Source organism: Salmonella sp. A7, assembly GCF_020181675.1.
GTDB classification, from domain to species: Bacteria; Pseudomonadota; Gammaproteobacteria; order Enterobacterales; family Enterobacteriaceae; genus Salmonella; species Salmonella enterica.
The window spans coordinates 3,575,685-3,593,294 of sequence record NZ_CP084001.1 but is presented as its reverse complement, the minus strand read 5'-3'; the positions used below and the strand labels follow the sequence as shown (position 1 = coordinate 3,593,294).

13 protein-coding genes, 3 tRNA genes and 3 rRNA genes are annotated in these 17,610 nt (G+C 51.4%); 12 read left to right on the top strand and 7 right to left on the bottom strand.

Going from position 1 to position 17,610, the window contains the following annotated elements; genetic code table 11:
• Positions 1-61: 61 nt before the first annotated feature.
• From metQ to metN, 3 genes are read right to left on the bottom strand one after another with little or no spacing between them, the layout of a single operon-like run.
• A complete protein-coding gene (metQ, locus tag LCS67_RS17670) occupies positions 62-877 on the bottom strand; it encodes a methionine ABC transporter substrate-binding lipoprotein MetQ (protein WP_000874215.1) in 816 nt (271 codons plus the stop codon).
• A gap of 38 nt (positions 878-915) precedes the next feature.
• Positions 916-1,569: a methionine ABC transporter permease MetI gene (locus tag LCS67_RS17665; RefSeq protein ID WP_001287486.1), complete on the bottom strand. Its 654-nt coding sequence runs from the start codon at positions 1,567-1,569 to the stop codon at positions 916-918.
• A complete protein-coding gene (gene metN / locus LCS67_RS17660; RefSeq protein ID WP_000594021.1) occupies positions 1,562-2,593 on the bottom strand; it encodes a methionine ABC transporter ATP-binding protein MetN in 1,032 nt (343 codons plus the stop codon). Before metN ends, LCS67_RS17665 begins: the two co-directional genes overlap by 8 nt.
• Positions 2,594-2,782: 189 nt before the next feature.
• On the opposite strand from metN, the gene gmhB reads away from it, so the two are divergent.
• The 8 genes from gmhB to dkgB all read left to right on the top strand — a co-directional run bounded on the left by gmhB (position 2,783) and on the right by dkgB (position 10,094).
• Positions 2,783-3,349, top strand: coding sequence for a D-glycero-beta-D-manno-heptose 1,7-bisphosphate 7-phosphatase (gene gmhB, locus LCS67_RS17655; protein WP_001140158.1), 567 nt, complete (start codon positions 2,783-2,785; stop codon positions 3,347-3,349).
• A 368-nt stretch (positions 3,350-3,717) separates the two neighbouring features.
• Positions 3,718-5,257, top strand: a 16S ribosomal RNA gene (locus tag LCS67_RS17650).
• A 69-nt stretch (positions 5,258-5,326) separates the two neighbouring features.
• A tRNA-Ile gene (locus tag LCS67_RS17645) sits at positions 5,327-5,403 on the top strand.
• 111 nt (positions 5,404-5,514) lie between these two features.
• A tRNA-Ala gene (locus LCS67_RS17640) sits at positions 5,515-5,590 on the top strand.
• A gap of 182 nt (positions 5,591-5,772) precedes the next feature.
• A 23S ribosomal RNA gene (locus LCS67_RS17635) occupies positions 5,773-8,678 on the top strand.
• Between the two features lie 201 nt (positions 8,679-8,879).
• A 5S ribosomal RNA gene (gene rrf / locus LCS67_RS17630) occupies positions 8,880-8,995 on the top strand.
• The 16S, 23S and 5S rRNA genes sit together here with 3 tRNA genes alongside, the layout of an rRNA operon.
• Before the next feature lie 54 nt (positions 8,996-9,049).
• A tRNA-Asp gene (locus LCS67_RS17625) sits at positions 9,050-9,126 on the top strand.
• Positions 9,127-9,290: 164 nt separating this feature from the next.
• Positions 9,291-10,094 carry a 2,5-didehydrogluconate reductase DkgB gene (gene dkgB, locus LCS67_RS17620; protein ID WP_000154889.1) on the top strand — a complete coding sequence of 268 codons (804 nt, stop codon included), beginning with the start codon at positions 9,291-9,293 and terminating at the stop codon, positions 10,092-10,094.
• A gap of 21 nt (positions 10,095-10,115) precedes the next feature.
• Here dkgB and yafC read toward each other — a convergent pair whose 3' ends face one another.
• The gene (gene yafC / locus LCS67_RS17615) at positions 10,116-11,030 is read right to left on the bottom strand and encodes a DNA-binding transcriptional regulator YafC (protein ID WP_000648526.1); all 915 of its coding nucleotides are present in this window, start codon (positions 11,028-11,030) and stop codon (positions 10,116-10,118) included.
• Between the two features lie 104 nt (positions 11,031-11,134).
• On the opposite strand from yafC, the gene LCS67_RS17610 reads away from it, so the two are divergent.
• The 3 genes from LCS67_RS17610 (at position 11,135) to LCS67_RS17600 (ending at position 14,090) form a co-directional block, all read left to right on the top strand.
• Positions 11,135-12,310: an MFS transporter gene (locus tag LCS67_RS17610; protein ID WP_001127552.1), complete on the top strand. Its 1,176-nt coding sequence runs from the start codon at positions 11,135-11,137 to the stop codon at positions 12,308-12,310.
• Between the two features lie 131 nt (positions 12,311-12,441).
• Positions 12,442-13,242, top strand: coding sequence for an endonuclease/exonuclease/phosphatase family protein (locus tag LCS67_RS17605; RefSeq protein WP_001230970.1), 801 nt, complete (start codon positions 12,442-12,444; stop codon positions 13,240-13,242).
• Positions 13,243-13,319: 77 nt separating this feature from the next.
• Positions 13,320-14,090: a class I SAM-dependent methyltransferase gene (locus LCS67_RS17600; protein WP_000207218.1), complete on the top strand. Its 771-nt coding sequence runs from the start codon at positions 13,320-13,322 to the stop codon at positions 14,088-14,090.
• A gap of 55 nt (positions 14,091-14,145) precedes the next feature.
• Here LCS67_RS17600 and mltD read toward each other — a convergent pair whose 3' ends face one another.
• Together mltD and gloB are read right to left on the bottom strand one after the other, a co-directional pair.
• A complete protein-coding gene (gene mltD, locus LCS67_RS17595; protein WP_080183857.1) occupies positions 14,146-15,513 on the bottom strand; it encodes a murein transglycosylase D in 1,368 nt (455 codons plus the stop codon).
• Positions 15,514-15,584: 71 nt separating this feature from the next.
• Positions 15,585-16,340: a hydroxyacylglutathione hydrolase gene (gloB, locus tag LCS67_RS17590; RefSeq protein ID WP_001052773.1), complete on the bottom strand. Its 756-nt coding sequence runs from the start codon at positions 16,338-16,340 to the stop codon at positions 15,585-15,587.
• A gap of 34 nt (positions 16,341-16,374) precedes the next feature.
• On the opposite strand from gloB, the gene LCS67_RS17585 reads away from it, so the two are divergent.
• The gene (locus LCS67_RS17585) at positions 16,375-17,097 is read left to right on the top strand and encodes a class I SAM-dependent methyltransferase (RefSeq protein WP_000801231.1); all 723 of its coding nucleotides are present in this window, start codon (positions 16,375-16,377) and stop codon (positions 17,095-17,097) included.
• Here LCS67_RS17585 and rnhA read toward each other — a convergent pair.
• On the bottom strand, positions 17,094-17,561 hold the full coding sequence (rnhA, locus tag LCS67_RS17580; protein WP_000917872.1) for a ribonuclease HI: 468 nt from the start codon (positions 17,559-17,561) through the stop codon (positions 17,094-17,096). The genes LCS67_RS17585 and rnhA overlap by 4 nt on opposite strands.
• Positions 17,562-17,610: the final 49 nt, after the last annotated feature.

Sequence of the window (17,610 nt, the reverse complement as noted above, 5' to 3'; positions counted from 1 at the left end):
TGACAAGACGGGCAATAGCCCGTCCTGAATAATATTACAGATTGTGGAATCAGCCTAAAACTTACCAGCCTTTCACCGCGCCGCCATTAAAAACTTTATTTGCGGCTTCGTACACTTCATCAGACTGGTAAGCCTGAACGAATTTTTTCACATTCTCGGCGTCTTTGTTATCTTCACGCGTCACGATAAGGTTAACGTACGGAGAATCTTTATCTTCAACGAAGATACCGTCTTTCGCTGGCGTCAGGCCAATCTGGCTGGCGTAAGTCGTATTGATGACCGCTAACGCGATCTGCGCGTCATCCAGCGAACGCGGCAACTGCGGCGCTTCCAGCTCAACAATTTTCAGATTTTTCGGGTTTTCCACGATATCCAGCGAGGTAGGAAGCAGACCGACGCCGTCTTTCAGTTTAATCAGCCCTACTTTTTGCAGCAGCAACAGGGAACGACCAAGGTTGGTCGGGTCGTTAGGCACAGCGACCTGGGAACCGTCCTTGAGCTCATCCAGAGATTTGATTTTTTTGGAATATCCTGCAATGGGATAGACAAAAGTCTTACCAACGGAAACCAGTTTGTAGCCGCGATCTTTGATTTGCTGATCCAGATACGGTTTGTGCTGGAAGGCATTGGCATCGATATCGCCTTTGCTCAGCGCTTCATTAGGCAGAACATAATCATTAAAGGTCACCAATTCCACGTCCAGGCCGTATTTTTCTTTCGCGACTTTCTGCGCGACTTCGGCAACTTGCTGCTCTGCGCCAACGATTACGCCGACTTTAATATGATTCGGATCTTTTTCATCCTGACCGCAACCCGCAAGTGCCAGAGAACCAATCAGAGCACCCACTGCCGCAAAGGTTTTGAATTTGAACGCCATGCTTATTTCCTTAATGAGTATTTGTGTTGTGTTTAACGTTACTTATGCGTGACAGCCCTGACGATGCGATCGCCGGATAACTGAATTAAATAAACCAGAACGACAAGTAATACCAGCACCGTATTCATCACGGTAGCATTGTATCCAATATAACCGTACTGATAGCCGATTTGACCGAGGCCGCCTGCGCCGACGGCGCCGCCCATTGCGGAGTAACCGACCAGGGTGATCAGTGTAATGGTTGCCGCATTCACCAGACCAGGCAGCGCTTCCGGTAAAAGGATTTTACGTACAATTTGCAGCGGCGTGGCGCCCATCGCTCGCGAGGCTTCAATCAGCCCGGCAGGGATCTCTAACAACGCATTTTCCACCATACGGGCGATAAAAGGCGCGGCGCCGACGGTCAGCGGTACAATTGCGGCCTGCAAACCAATGGAGGTGCCGACAATTATTCGGGTAAAAGGAATCATCCACACCAGCAGGATGATAAAGGGAATCGAGCGGAAAATATTGACCACCGCGGAGAGGGAGCGATACAGCCGGGCGTTCTCCATAATCTGCCCCGGGCGCGTAACATACAGCAATACGCCGACCGGCAGGCCAATCACGAAACCGAAGAAACCGGAGACAAAGGTCATCGCCAGCGTTTCCCAGACGCCACGAACCAGTAACCACATCATTGCCTCAGACATAACCCAGTACCTCAACTTTCACATGGTGATCCTGCAGCCAGGCAATTGCGGCTTGCGTCTCTTCTTGTGTGCCGTGCATTTCCGTTAGCATAATGCCGAACTTCACACCGCCCGCGTAATCCATCTGCGCGCTGATAATATTATTGTTCACGTTGAAACGACGCGCGGTTTCAGAAAGCAGCGGGGCATCCACAGACTGTCCGGTGAACTCCATGCGCAGCATCGGCACGCTGTCAGTTTCCGGCGACGCTTTCAAACGCGCCTGGTAATCTTCCGGAATGTCCAGGTGCAGAGTGGACTGAATAAACTTCTGCGCCAGCGGCGTTTTAGGATGCGAGAAGACTTCGCTGACCGTATCCTGCTCAATAAGCTCGCCATTACTGATGACGGCAACGCAGTCGCAGATACGTTTTACGACATCCATTTCATGAGTGATAAGCAGAATCGTCAACCCCAGACGACGGTTGATATCTTTCAGCAATTCCAGAATCGAACGGGTCGTCGCAGGATCAAGCGCGCTGGTGGCTTCATCGCACAGCAATACTTTTGGATTACTGGCTAACGCGCGGGCAATCGCGACACGCTGTTTCTGACCGCCGGAAAGATTTGCCGGATAGCTGTCGTGCTTGTCGCCAAGACCGACTAAATCCAGCAGCTCTGTGACACGGCGTTTGATCTCTTCCTTTGGTGTGTTATCCAGTTCCAGCGGCAACGCGACGTTGCCAAACACGGTACGGGAAGAGAGCAGGTTAAAATGTTGGAAAATCATGCCGATTTGACGGCGAGCTTTGGTCAACTCAGACTCTGAAAGCGTTGTCAGCTCCTGACCGCCGACCTGAACGCTACCTTCGGTTGGGCGTTCAAGTAAGTTAACGCAGCGGATAAGCGTACTTTTACCGGCGCCGGAGGCGCCAATGACGCCATAAATCTGCCCGGCAGGGACGTGCAGGCTGACATTATTTAGCGCCTGAATGGTGCGCGTCCCCTGCTGGAACACTTTGGTAATATTCGAAAGTTTAATCATTGGTTATTTATTATCGTAATTAAGTTAGCCGTGGCATTTTCGTCTGTCTAATACGGTCAACGCCGTCAACAGAATGGATGTTAAGGCATCCAGACGTCTAAATCAATCAGGCTTTATACGATGAGCACTTTCTTGCCTGCTGAAACATGCGATACTAGCGCCACTTGCTTTACTCAGGAGCTATAAAAGGTGGCAAAGTCTGTACCCGCAATTTTTCTCGACCGTGACGGCACCATTAATGTGGATCACGGCTACGTACATGAAATCGATGCATTTGAGTTTATAGACGGCGTTATTGACGCGATGCGCGAGCTAAAAAAAATGGGCTATGCGTTGGTGGTGGTGACGAACCAGTCCGGAATCGCGCGCGGCAAATTCACCGAGGCGCAGTTTGAAACGTTAACCGAATGGATGGACTGGTCGTTGGCGGATCGCGATGTTGATTTGGACGGCATCTATTATTGTCCTCACCATCCGCAGGGCAGCATAGAAGAGTTCCGTCAGGTATGTGATTGCCGCAAGCCGCATCCAGGAATGCTTATCTCAGCGCGTGATTTCCTGCATATCGATATGGCGGCCTCTTATATGGTGGGAGACAAGCTGGAAGATATGCAGGCGGCTGCGGCGGCAAATGTCGGGACAAAAGTGCTGGTGCGTACGGGCAAACCGGTCACGGCAGAAGCAGAAAACGCGGCGGACTGGGTGTTAAACAGCCTTGCCGACCTGCCATCGGCGATAAAAAAGCAGCAAAAATAAGCGTTATGGATAAAAGATGAGCGGTTAAAACAAAAATGCATTTTTCCGCTTGTCTTCCTGAACCGACTCCCTATAATGCGCCTCCATCGACACGGCGGATGTGAATTACTTCACACAAACAGCCGGTCGGTTGAAGAGAAAAATCCTGAAATTCAGGGTTGACTCTGAAAGAGGAAAGCGTAATATACGCCACCTCGCAACGGTGAGCGAAAGCCGCGTTGCGCTGCTCTTTAACAATTTATCAGACAATCTGTGTGGGCACTCGAAGATACGGATTCTTAACGTCCTCGGACGAAAAATGAATACCAAGTCTCAAGAGTGAACACGTAATTCATTACGAAGTTTAATTCATTGAGCATCAAACTTTTAAATTGAAGAGTTTGATCATGGCTCAGATTGAACGCTGGCGGCAGGCCTAACACATGCAAGTCGAACGGTAGCACAGAGAGCTTGCTCTCGGGTGACGAGTGGCGGACGGGTGAGTAATGTCTGGGAAACTGCCTGATGGAGGGGGATAACTACTGGAAACGGTAGCTAATACCGCATAACGTCGCAAGACCAAAGAGGGGGACCTTCGGGCCTCTTGCCATCAGATGTGCCCAGATGGGATTAGCTTGTTGGTGAGGTAACGGCTCACCAAGGCGACGATCCCTAGCTGGTCTGAGAGGATGACCAGCCACACTGGAACTGAGACACGGTCCAGACTCCTACGGGAGGCAGCAGTGGGGAATATTGCACAATGGGCGCAAGCCTGATGCAGCCATGCCGCGTGTATGAAGAAGGCCTTCGGGTTGTAAAGTACTTTCAGCGGGGAGGAAGGTGTTGTGGTTAATAACCGCAGCAATTGACGTTACCCGCAGAAGAAGCACCGGCTAACTCCGTGCCAGCAGCCGCGGTAATACGGAGGGTGCAAGCGTTAATCGGAATTACTGGGCGTAAAGCGCACGCAGGCGGTCTGTCAAGTCGGATGTGAAATCCCCGGGCTCAACCTGGGAACTGCATTCGAAACTGGCAGGCTTGAGTCTTGTAGAGGGGGGTAGAATTCCAGGTGTAGCGGTGAAATGCGTAGAGATCTGGAGGAATACCGGTGGCGAAGGCGGCCCCCTGGACAAAGACTGACGCTCAGGTGCGAAAGCGTGGGGAGCAAACAGGATTAGATACCCTGGTAGTCCACGCCGTAAACGATGTCTACTTGGAGGTTGTGCCCTTGAGGCGTGGCTTCCGGAGCTAACGCGTTAAGTAGACCGCCTGGGGAGTACGGCCGCAAGGTTAAAACTCAAATGAATTGACGGGGGCCCGCACAAGCGGTGGAGCATGTGGTTTAATTCGATGCAACGCGAAGAACCTTACCTGGTCTTGACATCCACAGAACTTTCCAGAGATGGATTGGTGCCTTCGGGAACTGTGAGACAGGTGCTGCATGGCTGTCGTCAGCTCGTGTTGTGAAATGTTGGGTTAAGTCCCGCAACGAGCGCAACCCTTATCCTTTGTTGCCAGCGGTCCGGCCGGGAACTCAAAGGAGACTGCCAGTGATAAACTGGAGGAAGGTGGGGATGACGTCAAGTCATCATGGCCCTTACGACCAGGGCTACACACGTGCTACAATGGCGCATACAAAGAGAAGCGACCTCGCGAGAGCAAGCGGACCTCATAAAGTGCGTCGTAGTCCGGATTGGAGTCTGCAACTCGACTCCATGAAGTCGGAATCGCTAGTAATCGTGGATCAGAATGCCACGGTGAATACGTTCCCGGGCCTTGTACACACCGCCCGTCACACCATGGGAGTGGGTTGCAAAAGAAGTAGGTAGCTTAACCTTCGGGAGGGCGCTTACCACTTTGTGATTCATGACTGGGGTGAAGTCGTAACAAGGTAACCGTAGGGGAACCTGCGGTTGGATCACCTCCTTACCTTAAAGAAGCGTACTTTGCAGTGCTCACACAGATTGTCTGATGAAAAACGAGCAGTAAAACCTCTACAGGCTTGTAGCTCAGGTGGTTAGAGCGCACCCCTGATAAGGGTGAGGTCGGTGGTTCAAGTCCACTCAGGCCTACCAGATTTTCCCTGAATACTGCGTTGTGAAATAACTCACATACTGATGTATGCTTCGTTATTCCACGCCTTGTCTCAGGAAAAATTATCGGTAAAGAGGTTCTGACTACACGATGGGGCTATAGCTCAGCTGGGAGAGCGCCTGCTTTGCACGCAGGAGGTCTGCGGTTCGATCCCGCATAGCTCCACCATCTCGTGAGTGTTTACGAAAAAATACTTCAGAGTGTACCTGAAAGGGTTCACTGCGAAGTTTTGCTCTTTAAAAATCTGGATCAAGCTGAAAATTGAAACACAGAACAACGAAAGTTGTTCGTGAGTCTCTCAAATTTTCGCAACACGATGATGAATCGTAAGAAACATCTTCGGGTTGTGAGGTTAAGCGACTAAGCGTACACGGTGGATGCCCTGGCAGTCAGAGGCGATGAAGGACGTGCTAATCTGCGATAAGCGCCGGTAAGGTGATATGAACCGTTATAACCGGCGATTTCCGAATGGGGAAACCCAGTGTGACTCGTCACACTATCATTAACTGAATCCATAGGTTAATGAGGCGAACCGGGGGAACTGAAACATCTAAGTACCCCGAGGAAAAGAAATCAACCGAGATTCCCCCAGTAGCGGCGAGCGAACGGGGAGGAGCCCAGAGCCTGAATCAGCATGTGTGTTAGTGGAAGCGTCTGGAAAGGCGCGCGATACAGGGTGACAGCCCCGTACACAAAAGCGCATATGCTGTGAGCTCGATGAGTAGGGCGGGACACGTGGTATCCTGTCTGAATATGGGGGGACCATCCTCCAAGGCTAAATACTCCTGACTGACCGATAGTGAACCAGTACCGTGAGGGAAAGGCGAAAAGAACCCCGGCGAGGGGAGTGAAAAAGAACCTGAAACCGTGTACGTACAAGCAGTGGGAGCACCCTTTGGGGTGTGACTGCGTACCTTTTGTATAATGGGTCAGCGACTTATATTCTGTAGCAAGGTTAACCGAATAGGGGAGCCGGAGGGAAACCGAGTCTTAATTGGGCGTTAAGTTGCAGGGTATAGACCCGAAACCCGGTGATCTAGCCATGGGCAGGTTGAAGGTTGGGTAACACTAACTGGAGGACCGAACCGACTAATGTTGAAAAATTAGCGGATGACCTGTGGCTGGGGGTGAAAGGCCAATCAAACCGGGAGATAGCTGGTTCTCCCCGAAAGCTATTTAGGTAGCGCCTCGTGAATTCATCTCCGGGGGTAGAGCACTGTTTCGGCTAGGGGGCCATCCCGGCTTACCAACCCGATGCAAACTGCGAATACCGGAGAATGTTATCACGGGAGACACACGGCGGGTGCTAACGTCCGTCGTGAAGAGGGAAACAACCCAGACCGCCAGCTAAGGTCCCAAAGTCATGGTTAAGTGGGAAACGATGTGGGAAGGCCCAGACAGCCAGGATGTTGGCTTAGAAGCAGCCATCATTTAAAGAAAGCGTAATAGCTCACTGGTCGAGTCGGCCTGCGCGGAAGATGTAACGGGGCTAAACCATGCACCGAAGCTGCGGCAGCGACACTCAGGTGTTGTTGGGTAGGGGAGCGTTCTGTAAGCCTGCGAAGGTGGCCTGTGAGGGTTGCTGGAGGTATCAGAAGTGCGAATGCTGACATAAGTAACGATAAAGCGGGTGAAAAGCCCGCTCGCCGGAAGACCAAGGGTTCCTGTCCAACGTTAATCGGGGCAGGGTGAGTCGACCCCTAAGGCGAGGCCGAAAGGCGTAGTCGATGGGAAACGGGTTAATATTCCCGTACTTGGTGTTACTGCGAAGGGGGGACGGAGAAGGCTATGTTGGCCGGGCGACGGTTGTCCCGGTTTAAGCGTGTAGGTGTGTGTTCCAGGTAAATCCGGTTCACTTTAACACTGAGGCGTGACGACGAGGCACTACGGTGCTGAAGCAACAAATGCCCTGCTTCCAGGAAAAGCCTCTAAGCATCAGGTAACATCAAATCGTACCCCAAACCGACACAGGTGGTCAGGTAGAGAATACCAAGGCGCTTGAGAGAACTCGGGTGAAGGAACTAGGCAAAATGGTGCCGTAACTTCGGGAGAAGGCACGCTGACACGTAGGTGAAGTGATTTACTCATGGAGCTGAAGTCAGTCGAAGATACCAGCTGGCTGCAACTGTTTATTAAAAACACAGCACTGTGCAAACACGAAAGTGGACGTATACGGTGTGACGCCTGCCCGGTGCCGGAAGGTTAATTGATGGGGTCAGCGCAAGCGAAGCTCCTGATCGAAGCCCCGGTAAACGGCGGCCGTAACTATAACGGTCCTAAGGTAGCGAAATTCCTTGTCGGGTAAGTTCCGACCTGCACGAATGGCGTAATGATGGCCAGGCTGTCTCCACCCGAGACTCAGTGAAATTGAACTCGCTGTGAAGATGCAGTGTACCCGCGGCAAGACGGAAAGACCCCGTGAACCTTTACTATAGCTTGACACTGAACATTGAGCCTTGATGTGTAGGATAGGTGGGAGGCTTTGAAGTGTGGACGCCAGTCTGCATGGAGCCGACCTTGAAATACCACCCTTTAATGTTTGATGTTCTAACGTGGACCCGTGATCCGGGTTGCGGACAGTGTCTGGTGGGTAGTTTGACTGGGGCGGTCTCCTCCTAAAGAGTAACGGAGGAGCACGAAGGTTGGCTAATCCTGGTCGGACATCAGGAGGTTAGTGCAATGGCATAAGCCAGCTTGACTGCGAGCGTGACGGCGCGAGCAGGTGCGAAAGCAGGTCATAGTGATCCGGTGGTTCTGAATGGAAGGGCCATCGCTCAACGGATAAAAGGTACTCCGGGGATAACAGGCTGATACCGCCCAAGAGTTCATATCGACGGCGGTGTTTGGCACCTCGATGTCGGCTCATCACATCCTGGGGCTGAAGTAGGTCCCAAGGGTATGGCTGTTCGCCATTTAAAGTGGTACGCGAGCTGGGTTTAGAACGTCGTGAGACAGTTCGGTCCCTATCTGCCGTGGGCGCTGGAGAACTGAGGGGGGCTGCTCCTAGTACGAGAGGACCGGAGTGGACGCATCACTGGTGTTCGGGTTGTCATGCCAATGGCACTGCCCGGTAGCTAAATGCGGAAGAGATAAGTGCTGAAAGCATCTAAGCACGAAACTTGCCCCGAGATGAGTTCTCCCTGAGACTTAAAGTCTCCTGAAGGAACGTTGAAGACGACGACGTTGATAGGCCGGGTGTGTAAGCGCAGCGATGCGTTGAGCTAACCGGTACTAATGAACCGTGAGGCTTAACCTTACAACGCCGAAGATGTTTTGGCGGTTGAGAAGACAACAATTTTCAGCTCAGATTCAGAGTTGAGTACGCAATAATTTGCGCAGCAGCAAGGCGGCAAGCGAAGGAAAGGAAGGAGCATACAGAAGTATGTGACTGACTTTACGAGCGCAGGCAACGCCGCTGATGCGATAAAGAATTGCGTACTGAGCATAAAAGAATTTGCCTGGCGGCACTAGCGCGGTGGTCCCACCTGACCCCATGCCGAACTCAGAAGTGAAACGCCGTAGCGCCGATGGTAGTGTGGGGTCTCCCCATGCGAGAGTAGGGAACTGCCAGGCATCAATTTAAGCAGTAAACTGATGTAAAAATCAGTGGTTGTAAAAGAATTCGGTGGAGCGGTAGTTCAGTTGGTTAGAATACCTGCCTGTCACGCAGGGGGTCGCGGGTTCGAGTCCCGTCCGTTCCGCCACTTATTAAGAGCCCTGAGCATTAGCTCAGGGCTTTTTCTTTGCCTGTCATTTAATTATTGCTCAATTCGCAAAAATCCTCTGCATTTCTCGCTCTTTTTCTACAAAGCGCTGAAGGTCATAATCCCCTCAGTTAACGAACATAGTGATTAAAAAGAGGAGTTCTATGACTATCCCTGCATTCGGTTTAGGTACTTTTCGCCTGAAAGACGACGTGGTTATCGCTTCTGTGAAAACGGCGCTTGAACTGGGCTACCGTGCTGTCGACACTGCGCAAATCTATGATAATGAAGTTGCTGTTGGACAGGCGATTGCTGAGAGCGGCGTACCGCGTAATGAGCTGTACATCACCACTAAGATCTGGATTGAAAACCTTAGCAAAGACAAGCTGATCCCAAGCCTTAAAGAGAGCCTGAAAAAACTGCGTACCGATTATGTCGATCTGACGCTGATCCACTGGCCATCTCCGGGTGATGCCGTGTCTGTCGAAGAATTTATGCAGGCATTGCTGGAAGCTAAAAAACAAGGGCTGACTCGCGAAATTGGCATTTCAAACTTCACCATTCCGCTGATGGAAAAGGCTATTACCGCGGTGGGCGCAGACCATATCGCCACCAACCAGATTGAGCTGTCTCCGTACCTGCAGAACCATAAAGTGGTTGATTGGGCACGCGAGCACGGTATCCATATCACCTCATACATGACGCTGGCCTATGGTAAGGCGCTGAAAGATGAAGTGATTGCACGTATCGCTGCTAAACATAATGCGACCCCGGCGCAGGTTATTCTGGCATGGGCGATGGGCGAAGGCTATGCGGTTATCCCATCTTCCACCAGGCGTGAAAACCTGGCAAGCAATCTGCTGGCGCAGGACCTGCATCTGGATGCTGAAGATAAAAATGCGATCGCGGCACTGGATTGCAACGACCGCCTGGTTAGTCCGGAAGGTCTGGCTCCTGCCTGGGATTAATTGCCTGACCCTTTGTACCCTTTAACCCTCTTTCACAGCTCCTTCGGGAGCTTTTTTTATATGTTCACTTAAGAAGTCGATAAATGCCCGGATACGTGTACTGACGGCACGATCGCTGTAGTAAACGGCGCTGAAAGGCATTTCTACCGGCAGACGTTTATCGGCCAGCAGTTCCACCAGTTCTCCCCGCGCGATCTCTTTATCAATCATATAATCTGAAAGACATGCAATGCCGTTACCGCTCAGGCAAAGTTGTTTTAACGTTTCCCCGCTGTTGGAAGAAATCCCACATTCGATCTCATGGAGCTGCCCATCGCTACAGGCTATTGGCCAGGTATTGAGCGAGATGGGTTCAGAAAACCCCAGGCACAGATGCCGTTTTAACTCTTCAACGCTCTCAGGCTTGCCAAAGCGGGCAATATAGTCAGGTGAAGCGATAATCTTGCGATAACTGGTAAATAACGGACGCGCGCGCAGACTTGAATCTGTCAACGTGCCTGCGCGTATCGCAACATCCACTTTTCGTTCAATAAGATTGATGAACGTTTCTGAGGAGACAAGAGACAACGTTATTTCCGGATATCGTTCACGAAAAGGTTTAATCAGCGGCATCAGGAAATGCAGCATTACCGGCGTTGCCGCATCGATACGCAGTAAGCCGCGCGGGGTATTACGCGACTCCATGATTTCCGTTTCTGCGGCGGCCATTTCTTGCAGTATCTGCTGCACGCGCCTGAAATATCGCTCTCCTTCTTCAGTCAGGCTCAGCTGTCGTGTCGTACGATTAAGCAGACTGACGCCGAGCTTCATCTCCAGCTTTTTAACTGCCCGGCTGACAGCGGAATTGGCCTGTCCAAGCTGCTCTGCCGCCCGGCTGAAGCTGCCGCTTTCCACGACAGCGACAAAAATTGCGAGTTCTTCGGAGGTGGCTTTCATTTTTGCTCCTGCAGCAAAATTAAATTGATATTTTGGCTATTTTTGTCATTAAAACATCCAGGCATACTGCGTGTCATCTGATTACTGTTGTTATGGAGTTATGTATGCCTCTCGCTTTATTTGCACTGACAATAAGTGCCTTCGCTATCGGTACGACTGAGTTTGTGATTGTCGGCCTGGTGCCGACCATTGCACAACAACTGGCTGTCTCGTTACCTTCCGCCGGAATGCTGGTTTCAATCTATGCGCTGGGGGTGGCTATTGGCGCGCCGGTGCTGACCGCTCTGACCGGACGCCTGCCGCGTAAGCAGTTACTGGTTGCGCTGATGGTCTTGTTTACGGTGGGGAATTTGCTGGCATGGCAGGCGCCGGGCTATATGACATTAATCGCTGCCCGTTTGCTGACGGGCCTGGCGCACGGCGTGTTCTTCTCGATTGGCTCTACCATCGCGACAAGTCTGGTGCCAAAAGAGAAAGCGGCTTCTGCGATCGCTATTATGTTTGGTGGTTTAACGGTCGCGTTGGTCACGGGCGTTCCGCTGGGCACATTTATCGGTCAGCATTTTGGCTGGCGTGAGACCTTCCTTGCGGTATCACTGTTAGGCGTGATTGCGCTGATGAGTAGTCAATTGCTGATCCCGGCCAATATCCCCGGTCGGGCGGCCGCCAGCATTCGTGACCAGGTGAAAGTACTGACTCATCCTCGTCTGTTGCTGATTTACGCTGTTACGGCGCTGGGCTACGGCGGGGTATTCACGGCATTCACCTTTCTGGCGCCGATGATGCAGGATCTGGCGGGATTCTCCCCGGCAGCGGTAAGCTGGATCCTACTGGGGTATGGCGTATCTGTGGCTATCGGCAATATCTGGGGCGGTAAACTGGCGGATAAGCATGGTGCCGTGCCGGCGCTGAAATTCATTTTCGCCGCGCTGTTTGTTCTGCTGATGGTCTTCCAGGTGACCGCGTCTACTCAGTACGCCGCACTGGTCACTATTCTGGTGATGGGGATCTTTGCCTTCGGTAACGTACCGGGGTTACAGGTCTATGTGGTACAGAAAGCGGAACAATTTACGCCCAATGCGGTAGATGTGGCGTCAGGTCTGAACATTGCGGCGTTTAACATTGGTATTGCGCTGGGCTCCGTGATTGGCGGACAAACGGTGGCGCATTACGGTTTGGCGCAGACGCCGTGGATTGGCGCCCTCATTGTTCTGGTGGCTTTCCTGCTGATGGGTGTCAGCGGACGTCTTGATAAACCTGTACGCATTGCTCTGGAGTAAATTATTGATGTAAGCGCCTACTTACAAAACAAACTGCAATTGTTCGTTGAAAGTGAGTGCTAAAATCCCTATAACAGAAGAACCAGTCCGGTTGAGGACTGGTTGACGTTACAGAGGTTTGAAAGTCAAAAGTGCGAAAAAACACCTATGCGATGCGCTATGTTGCCGGACAGCCCGCCGAGCGGATTTTGCCGCCCGGGTCGTTTGCGAGCATCGGCCAGGCATTGCCCGCCGGGGAACCGCTAAGCAGTGAAGAGCGGATCCGTATCCTCGTGTGGAATATATTCAAGCAGCAGCGAGCCGAATGGTTATCGGTGCTGAAGAACTACGGCAAAGATGCGCATCTGGTCCTGTTGCAGGAGGCGCAGACGACGCCTGAACTGGTACAGTTTGCCACCGCTAACTATCTTGCCGCCGATCAGGTTCCCGCTTTTGTATTACCTCAGCATCCGTCTGGCGTCATGACGCTTTCTGCCGCCCATCCTGTTTACTGCTGCCCTTTACGGGAAAGAGAACCGATTTTACGTTTGGCGAAATCAGCCCTGGTGACGGTATATCCCTTGCCGGATACCCGTTTATTAATGGTAGTAAATGTTCATGCGGTAAATTTTAGTCTGGGCGTGGACGTATACAGTAAGCAGTTACTTCCGATCGGCGACCAGATTGCGCACCATAGCGGCCCTGTCATTATGGCGGGTGATTTTAATGCCTGGAGCCGTCCACGTATGAATGCGTTGTACCGCTTTGCACGTGAGATGTCGCTGCGCCAGGTGCGTTTCACTGACGATCAGCGCCGTCGTGCGTTTGGACGACCGCTGGATTTTGTTTTTTATCGTGGGTTAAACGTGAATGAAGCCTCCGTACTGGTGACGCGCGCTTCCGATCACAATCCGCTACTCGTTGAATTCAGTCCCGGCAAACCTGAGCAATAAAGGTGCGTCAGGTCTGCCGTGGGGCAGGCCTCTGCGGGTGCTGCCCTCTATTTTTCTCATAACAGAAGGGCACTACCATGACAACGCATTCCCACCATGACAATGTTGAAAAGCAGTTTGGTTCACAGGCGAACGCCTATTTACATAGCGCCGTTCACGCAGCGGGTCGTGACTTAGCGCGGCTGGCGCAAAGGTTGTCTGATTTTTCCCACGCGAACGTACTGGATATGGGATGTGGGGCTGGACACGCGAGTTTTGTCGCTGCGCAACATGCCAACTCGGTCGTGGCATACGATTTATCCGCCAGCATGCTTGAGGTTGTCGCTGGAGCGGCGGAAGAAAGACATTTAAGTAATATTACTCTCCGGCAAGGCTATGCCGAAAAACTGCCCTTTGAAGATGCATCGTTTGAGGTGGTGATTAGCCGCTATTCCGCGCATCACTGGCACGACGTTGGTCAGGCATTGCGTGAGGGTTATCGTGTATTAAAACCCGGCGGCGTGCTGATTATCATGGATGTCATGTCGCCTGGACATCCTGTACGCGATATCTGGCTGCAAACGGTGGAGGCGTTACGCGACACGTCGCATGTCCGTAACTATTCCAGTGGCGAATGGCTGGCGATGGTCAATAACGCGATGCTGGTAACGAATACCGTGATAACCGATCGTTTATCGCTGGAGTTTCGCTCATGGGTAACGCGGATGCGTACGCCAGCGCCGTTGGTTGAGGCGATTCGATTATATCAGGCGAGCGCCCCGGTAGAGGTGAAGCGTTATTTTGAGTTGCAGGATGACGGCTCGTTTAGCAGCGATACTATCATGCTGGAAGCGCATAAAGCGGTATAGCAATTTAAAAGGCGCCGGGGGAAGCGGCGCCTTTTGGCTTTTTCGTCGGACAATATCAGGAGTCTGGCGTGCTATTGTCCTTCACAAACAACGTAAGCTGATCGCCCGGTTGTAGATTATCCGTATCATGGTTCCAGCGCATCACATCTTTGATATTCACCCCGTGACGTCTGGCGATACTGGAAAGCGAATCGCCTTTACGGACACGATAGGTAATGCTATCGCTATTGTTTGCCAGTCGTTGTGCGCTGCTGCCAGCGCCCACGGTCAGGCTTTGCCCGATTTTCAGGCGCGAACCACGCAGGTTGTTCCACTGCTGCAAGTCCTTCGTGCTTACGCCAAGCCGCGAAGCAATACCGGAAAGCGTATCGCCAGAGCGCACCTTATAGCTACGGCTATTCAACGGCGTATTGTCGGCGATCAGTTGGGACTGAACGGCGTCAATCTCACCGGAAGCCAGCGACTCACGCAACTGCTCGGCATGCTTTTTGGGCACCATAACATATTGCGGACCGCTTACGCCTAAGGTAGACCCTTTTACACCGGCATTAAACGTCTTCAGCTTGCTGATAGACATGCCCGCCATATCCGCAACCTGGGCCATTTCAACTGGACTGTTTAAACGAACTCGTGCCAGCGCTCGGCTTTCATCTGTTGTTGGCAGACGTACGCCGTAGCGTTTGCTGTTTTTGAGAATTTCACTCAATGCCAGCATCTTAGGTACGTAGAGTTTTGTTTCTCTGGGCAAAGAAAGCGACCAGAAATCCGTCGGTTTTCCACGCGCTTTGTTTGCTTTAATTGCCCGCATAACACGGCCTTCGCCGCTGTTATACGCTGCAACGGTTAACAGCCAGTCGCCGTCAAACATTTTGTTCAGACGCTGCATCATGTCTAACGCGGCGGTCGTAGAGGCTACAACATCGCGACGCGCGTCATAATTACGGGTCTGCTTTAAACCATAATTGCGCCCTGTGCTCGGTATGATCTGCCAGATGCCTGCGGCATTGGCGCCAGACGTTGCGTGAGGATCAAAAGCGCTCTCCACTATGGGTAGTAGTACCAGCTCCATAGGCATGTTACGTTTCTTAACCTGCCCCGCTATCCAGTACATATACGGCTCTGCCCGTAAAGTTACATCGTGGAGATAGCTCTTATTGCGTAAATACTTCTGTTTCTGTTCGCGAATCCGGCTGTTTTCCGGAATTCCCATCTTTAGCTCGTCGCCAATGAAAGCCCACAAGTCCTGATCTGGCGCGATAGACGTTCCGTCGTCCATCCATCGTGCCTGACTCGTAAACTTTCCTGCTTCCCCTTGACCAGCTGCAGAAAGGCTCTGTGCGTGCTGTTGGACGTTGCCAGTGTCCTGAGACGTCTGGCACCCCACAAGCAGGACAGAGGCGAGTAATATCGCTTTTGCCTTCATGTGTGTGTCAATAGTTGCTTAAAAGACGACCGATCATAACGGCGAAGTTAGCGAATGACAAGTAAGAATTATCAGAACGTGTCTTTCTTTGACCTTAACCATGCAAAACGCGCTTCTGGTTGTTGCAATATTGTTTCTTTGTTGATTTCGTTAATTAAATCAATATCTTCAGTTCTTAAAAAAAGATTAATCTTACGCTCATTTTTAAGAATAACGGGTAATGTCATTTGTTTTTTTACACGTAACTCTTTAACTTTACGATAATATTCATTTATGAACGAATCGTGCGGAAGTATGCTCAATGCGAACTTAATGTTAGCTAAAGTGTATTCGTGAGCGCAGCAAATGAGCGTGTCGTCAGGCAGAGAATTAATTTTCATAAGTGACTGATACATCTGTGATGGCGTGCCTTCAAACAGTCGACCACAGCCGCCAGAGAACAGCGTGTCGCCGCAGAATAAGTAAGGATGGCTAAAGTAACAGACGTGTCCTAACGTGTGACCCGGCGTGGCAAAAAGAGTAAATTTCTCGCCTAAAACGCGAATAGTATCGCCATCGCCAACAAGATGGGTTGCTCCCTTGTCTTGCGTTTCCGCCGGTCCATAAACCGTCATTTGCGGGAAGTGTTGCAACAGCTCTTTGACTCCGCCAACATGGTCGTGATGGTGATGCGTCAGAAAAATCGCCTCCGGCATCCACTTATGTTCAGCAATGGCCTTTAAGACGGGGGCCGCTTCGCCGGGATCAACAATCACACAGCGGCCTTCATCATTGGTCAGCACCCAGATGTAATTGTCCTGAAACGCGGGAATACTGTTAAGATTCATATATTACCTCTCAAATAATTAGCGGAAGGTTGCGATGAAACCGGCAAGGCTCTCTCAAACTGTCGTTGCGCCCGGATGTTGGGGTGAGTTGCCCTGGGGCAATTACTACCGTGAGGCGCTGGAACAGCAGCTCAATCCGTGGTTTGCAAAAATGTATGGTTTCCATTTGCTTAAAATCGGTAATTTAAGCGCAGAAATCAATTCCGAAGCGTGCGCGGTCTCCCATCAGGTGAATGTTTCATCGCAGGGGGCGCCGATGCAGGTTCTGGCCGATCCGCTACATCTTCCTTTTGCGGATAAATCCGTCGATGTTTGTCTGCTGGCGCATACTTTGCCGTGGTGTACCGACCCGCACCGTTTATTACGGGAAGCCGACCGCGTATTGATTGATGACGGTTGGCTGGTCATCAGTGGATTTAACCCGCTGAGTTTGATGGGGTTACGTAAACTGGTACCCGTTTTACGTAAAACACCGCCCTATAATAGTCGGATGTTTACCCTTATGCGGCAACTGGACTGGCTGTCTTTACTCAATTTTGAAGTGCTACATTATAGCCGTTTTCATGTCTTACCCTGGAAAAAGCAGGGAGGGCGGCTATTAAATACGCATATCCCGGCGCTGGGCTGTTTACAGCTTATTGTGGCCCGTAAGCGGACCATCCCGCTTACGCTTAATCCGCTGCGACATAATAAAAGTAAAACCCCTATCCGCCAGACCGTTGGCGCCACCCGGCAATATCGCAAACCGGATGGCTAAGCTTCCGCCTGGTAGCCACTATCTTCCTGCGTGGGATTCATTGCCGCGGCGCGCGCCAGTTCATCACAACGCTCGTTTTCGGGATGGCCTGCATGGCCTTTGACCCATACCCATTTGATCTGATGCTGACCTAACGCAGCATCGAGACGTTTCCAGAGATCGACATTTTTTACGGGTTTCTTTTCCGCTGTTTTCCAGCCGCGTTTCTTCCAGTTATGAATCCATTGGGTAATTCCTTGCCGCACATATTGGCTGTCGGTGCTCAATGTCACTTCGCAATGTTCTTTTAACGCTTCAAGCGCGACGATCGCCGCCATCAGTTCCATACGGTTATTGGTGGTCAGCGTGTAACCTTCACTAAACGTTTTTTCATGACCGCGATAGCGTAAGATAGCGCCATAACCACCAGGCCCTGGATTCCCCAGGCAAGAGCCATCGGTGAAAATTTCTACCTGTTTAAGCATCTCTGGTAGACTTCCTGTAATTGAAATCGATAACAAAACGCAAGTCTGA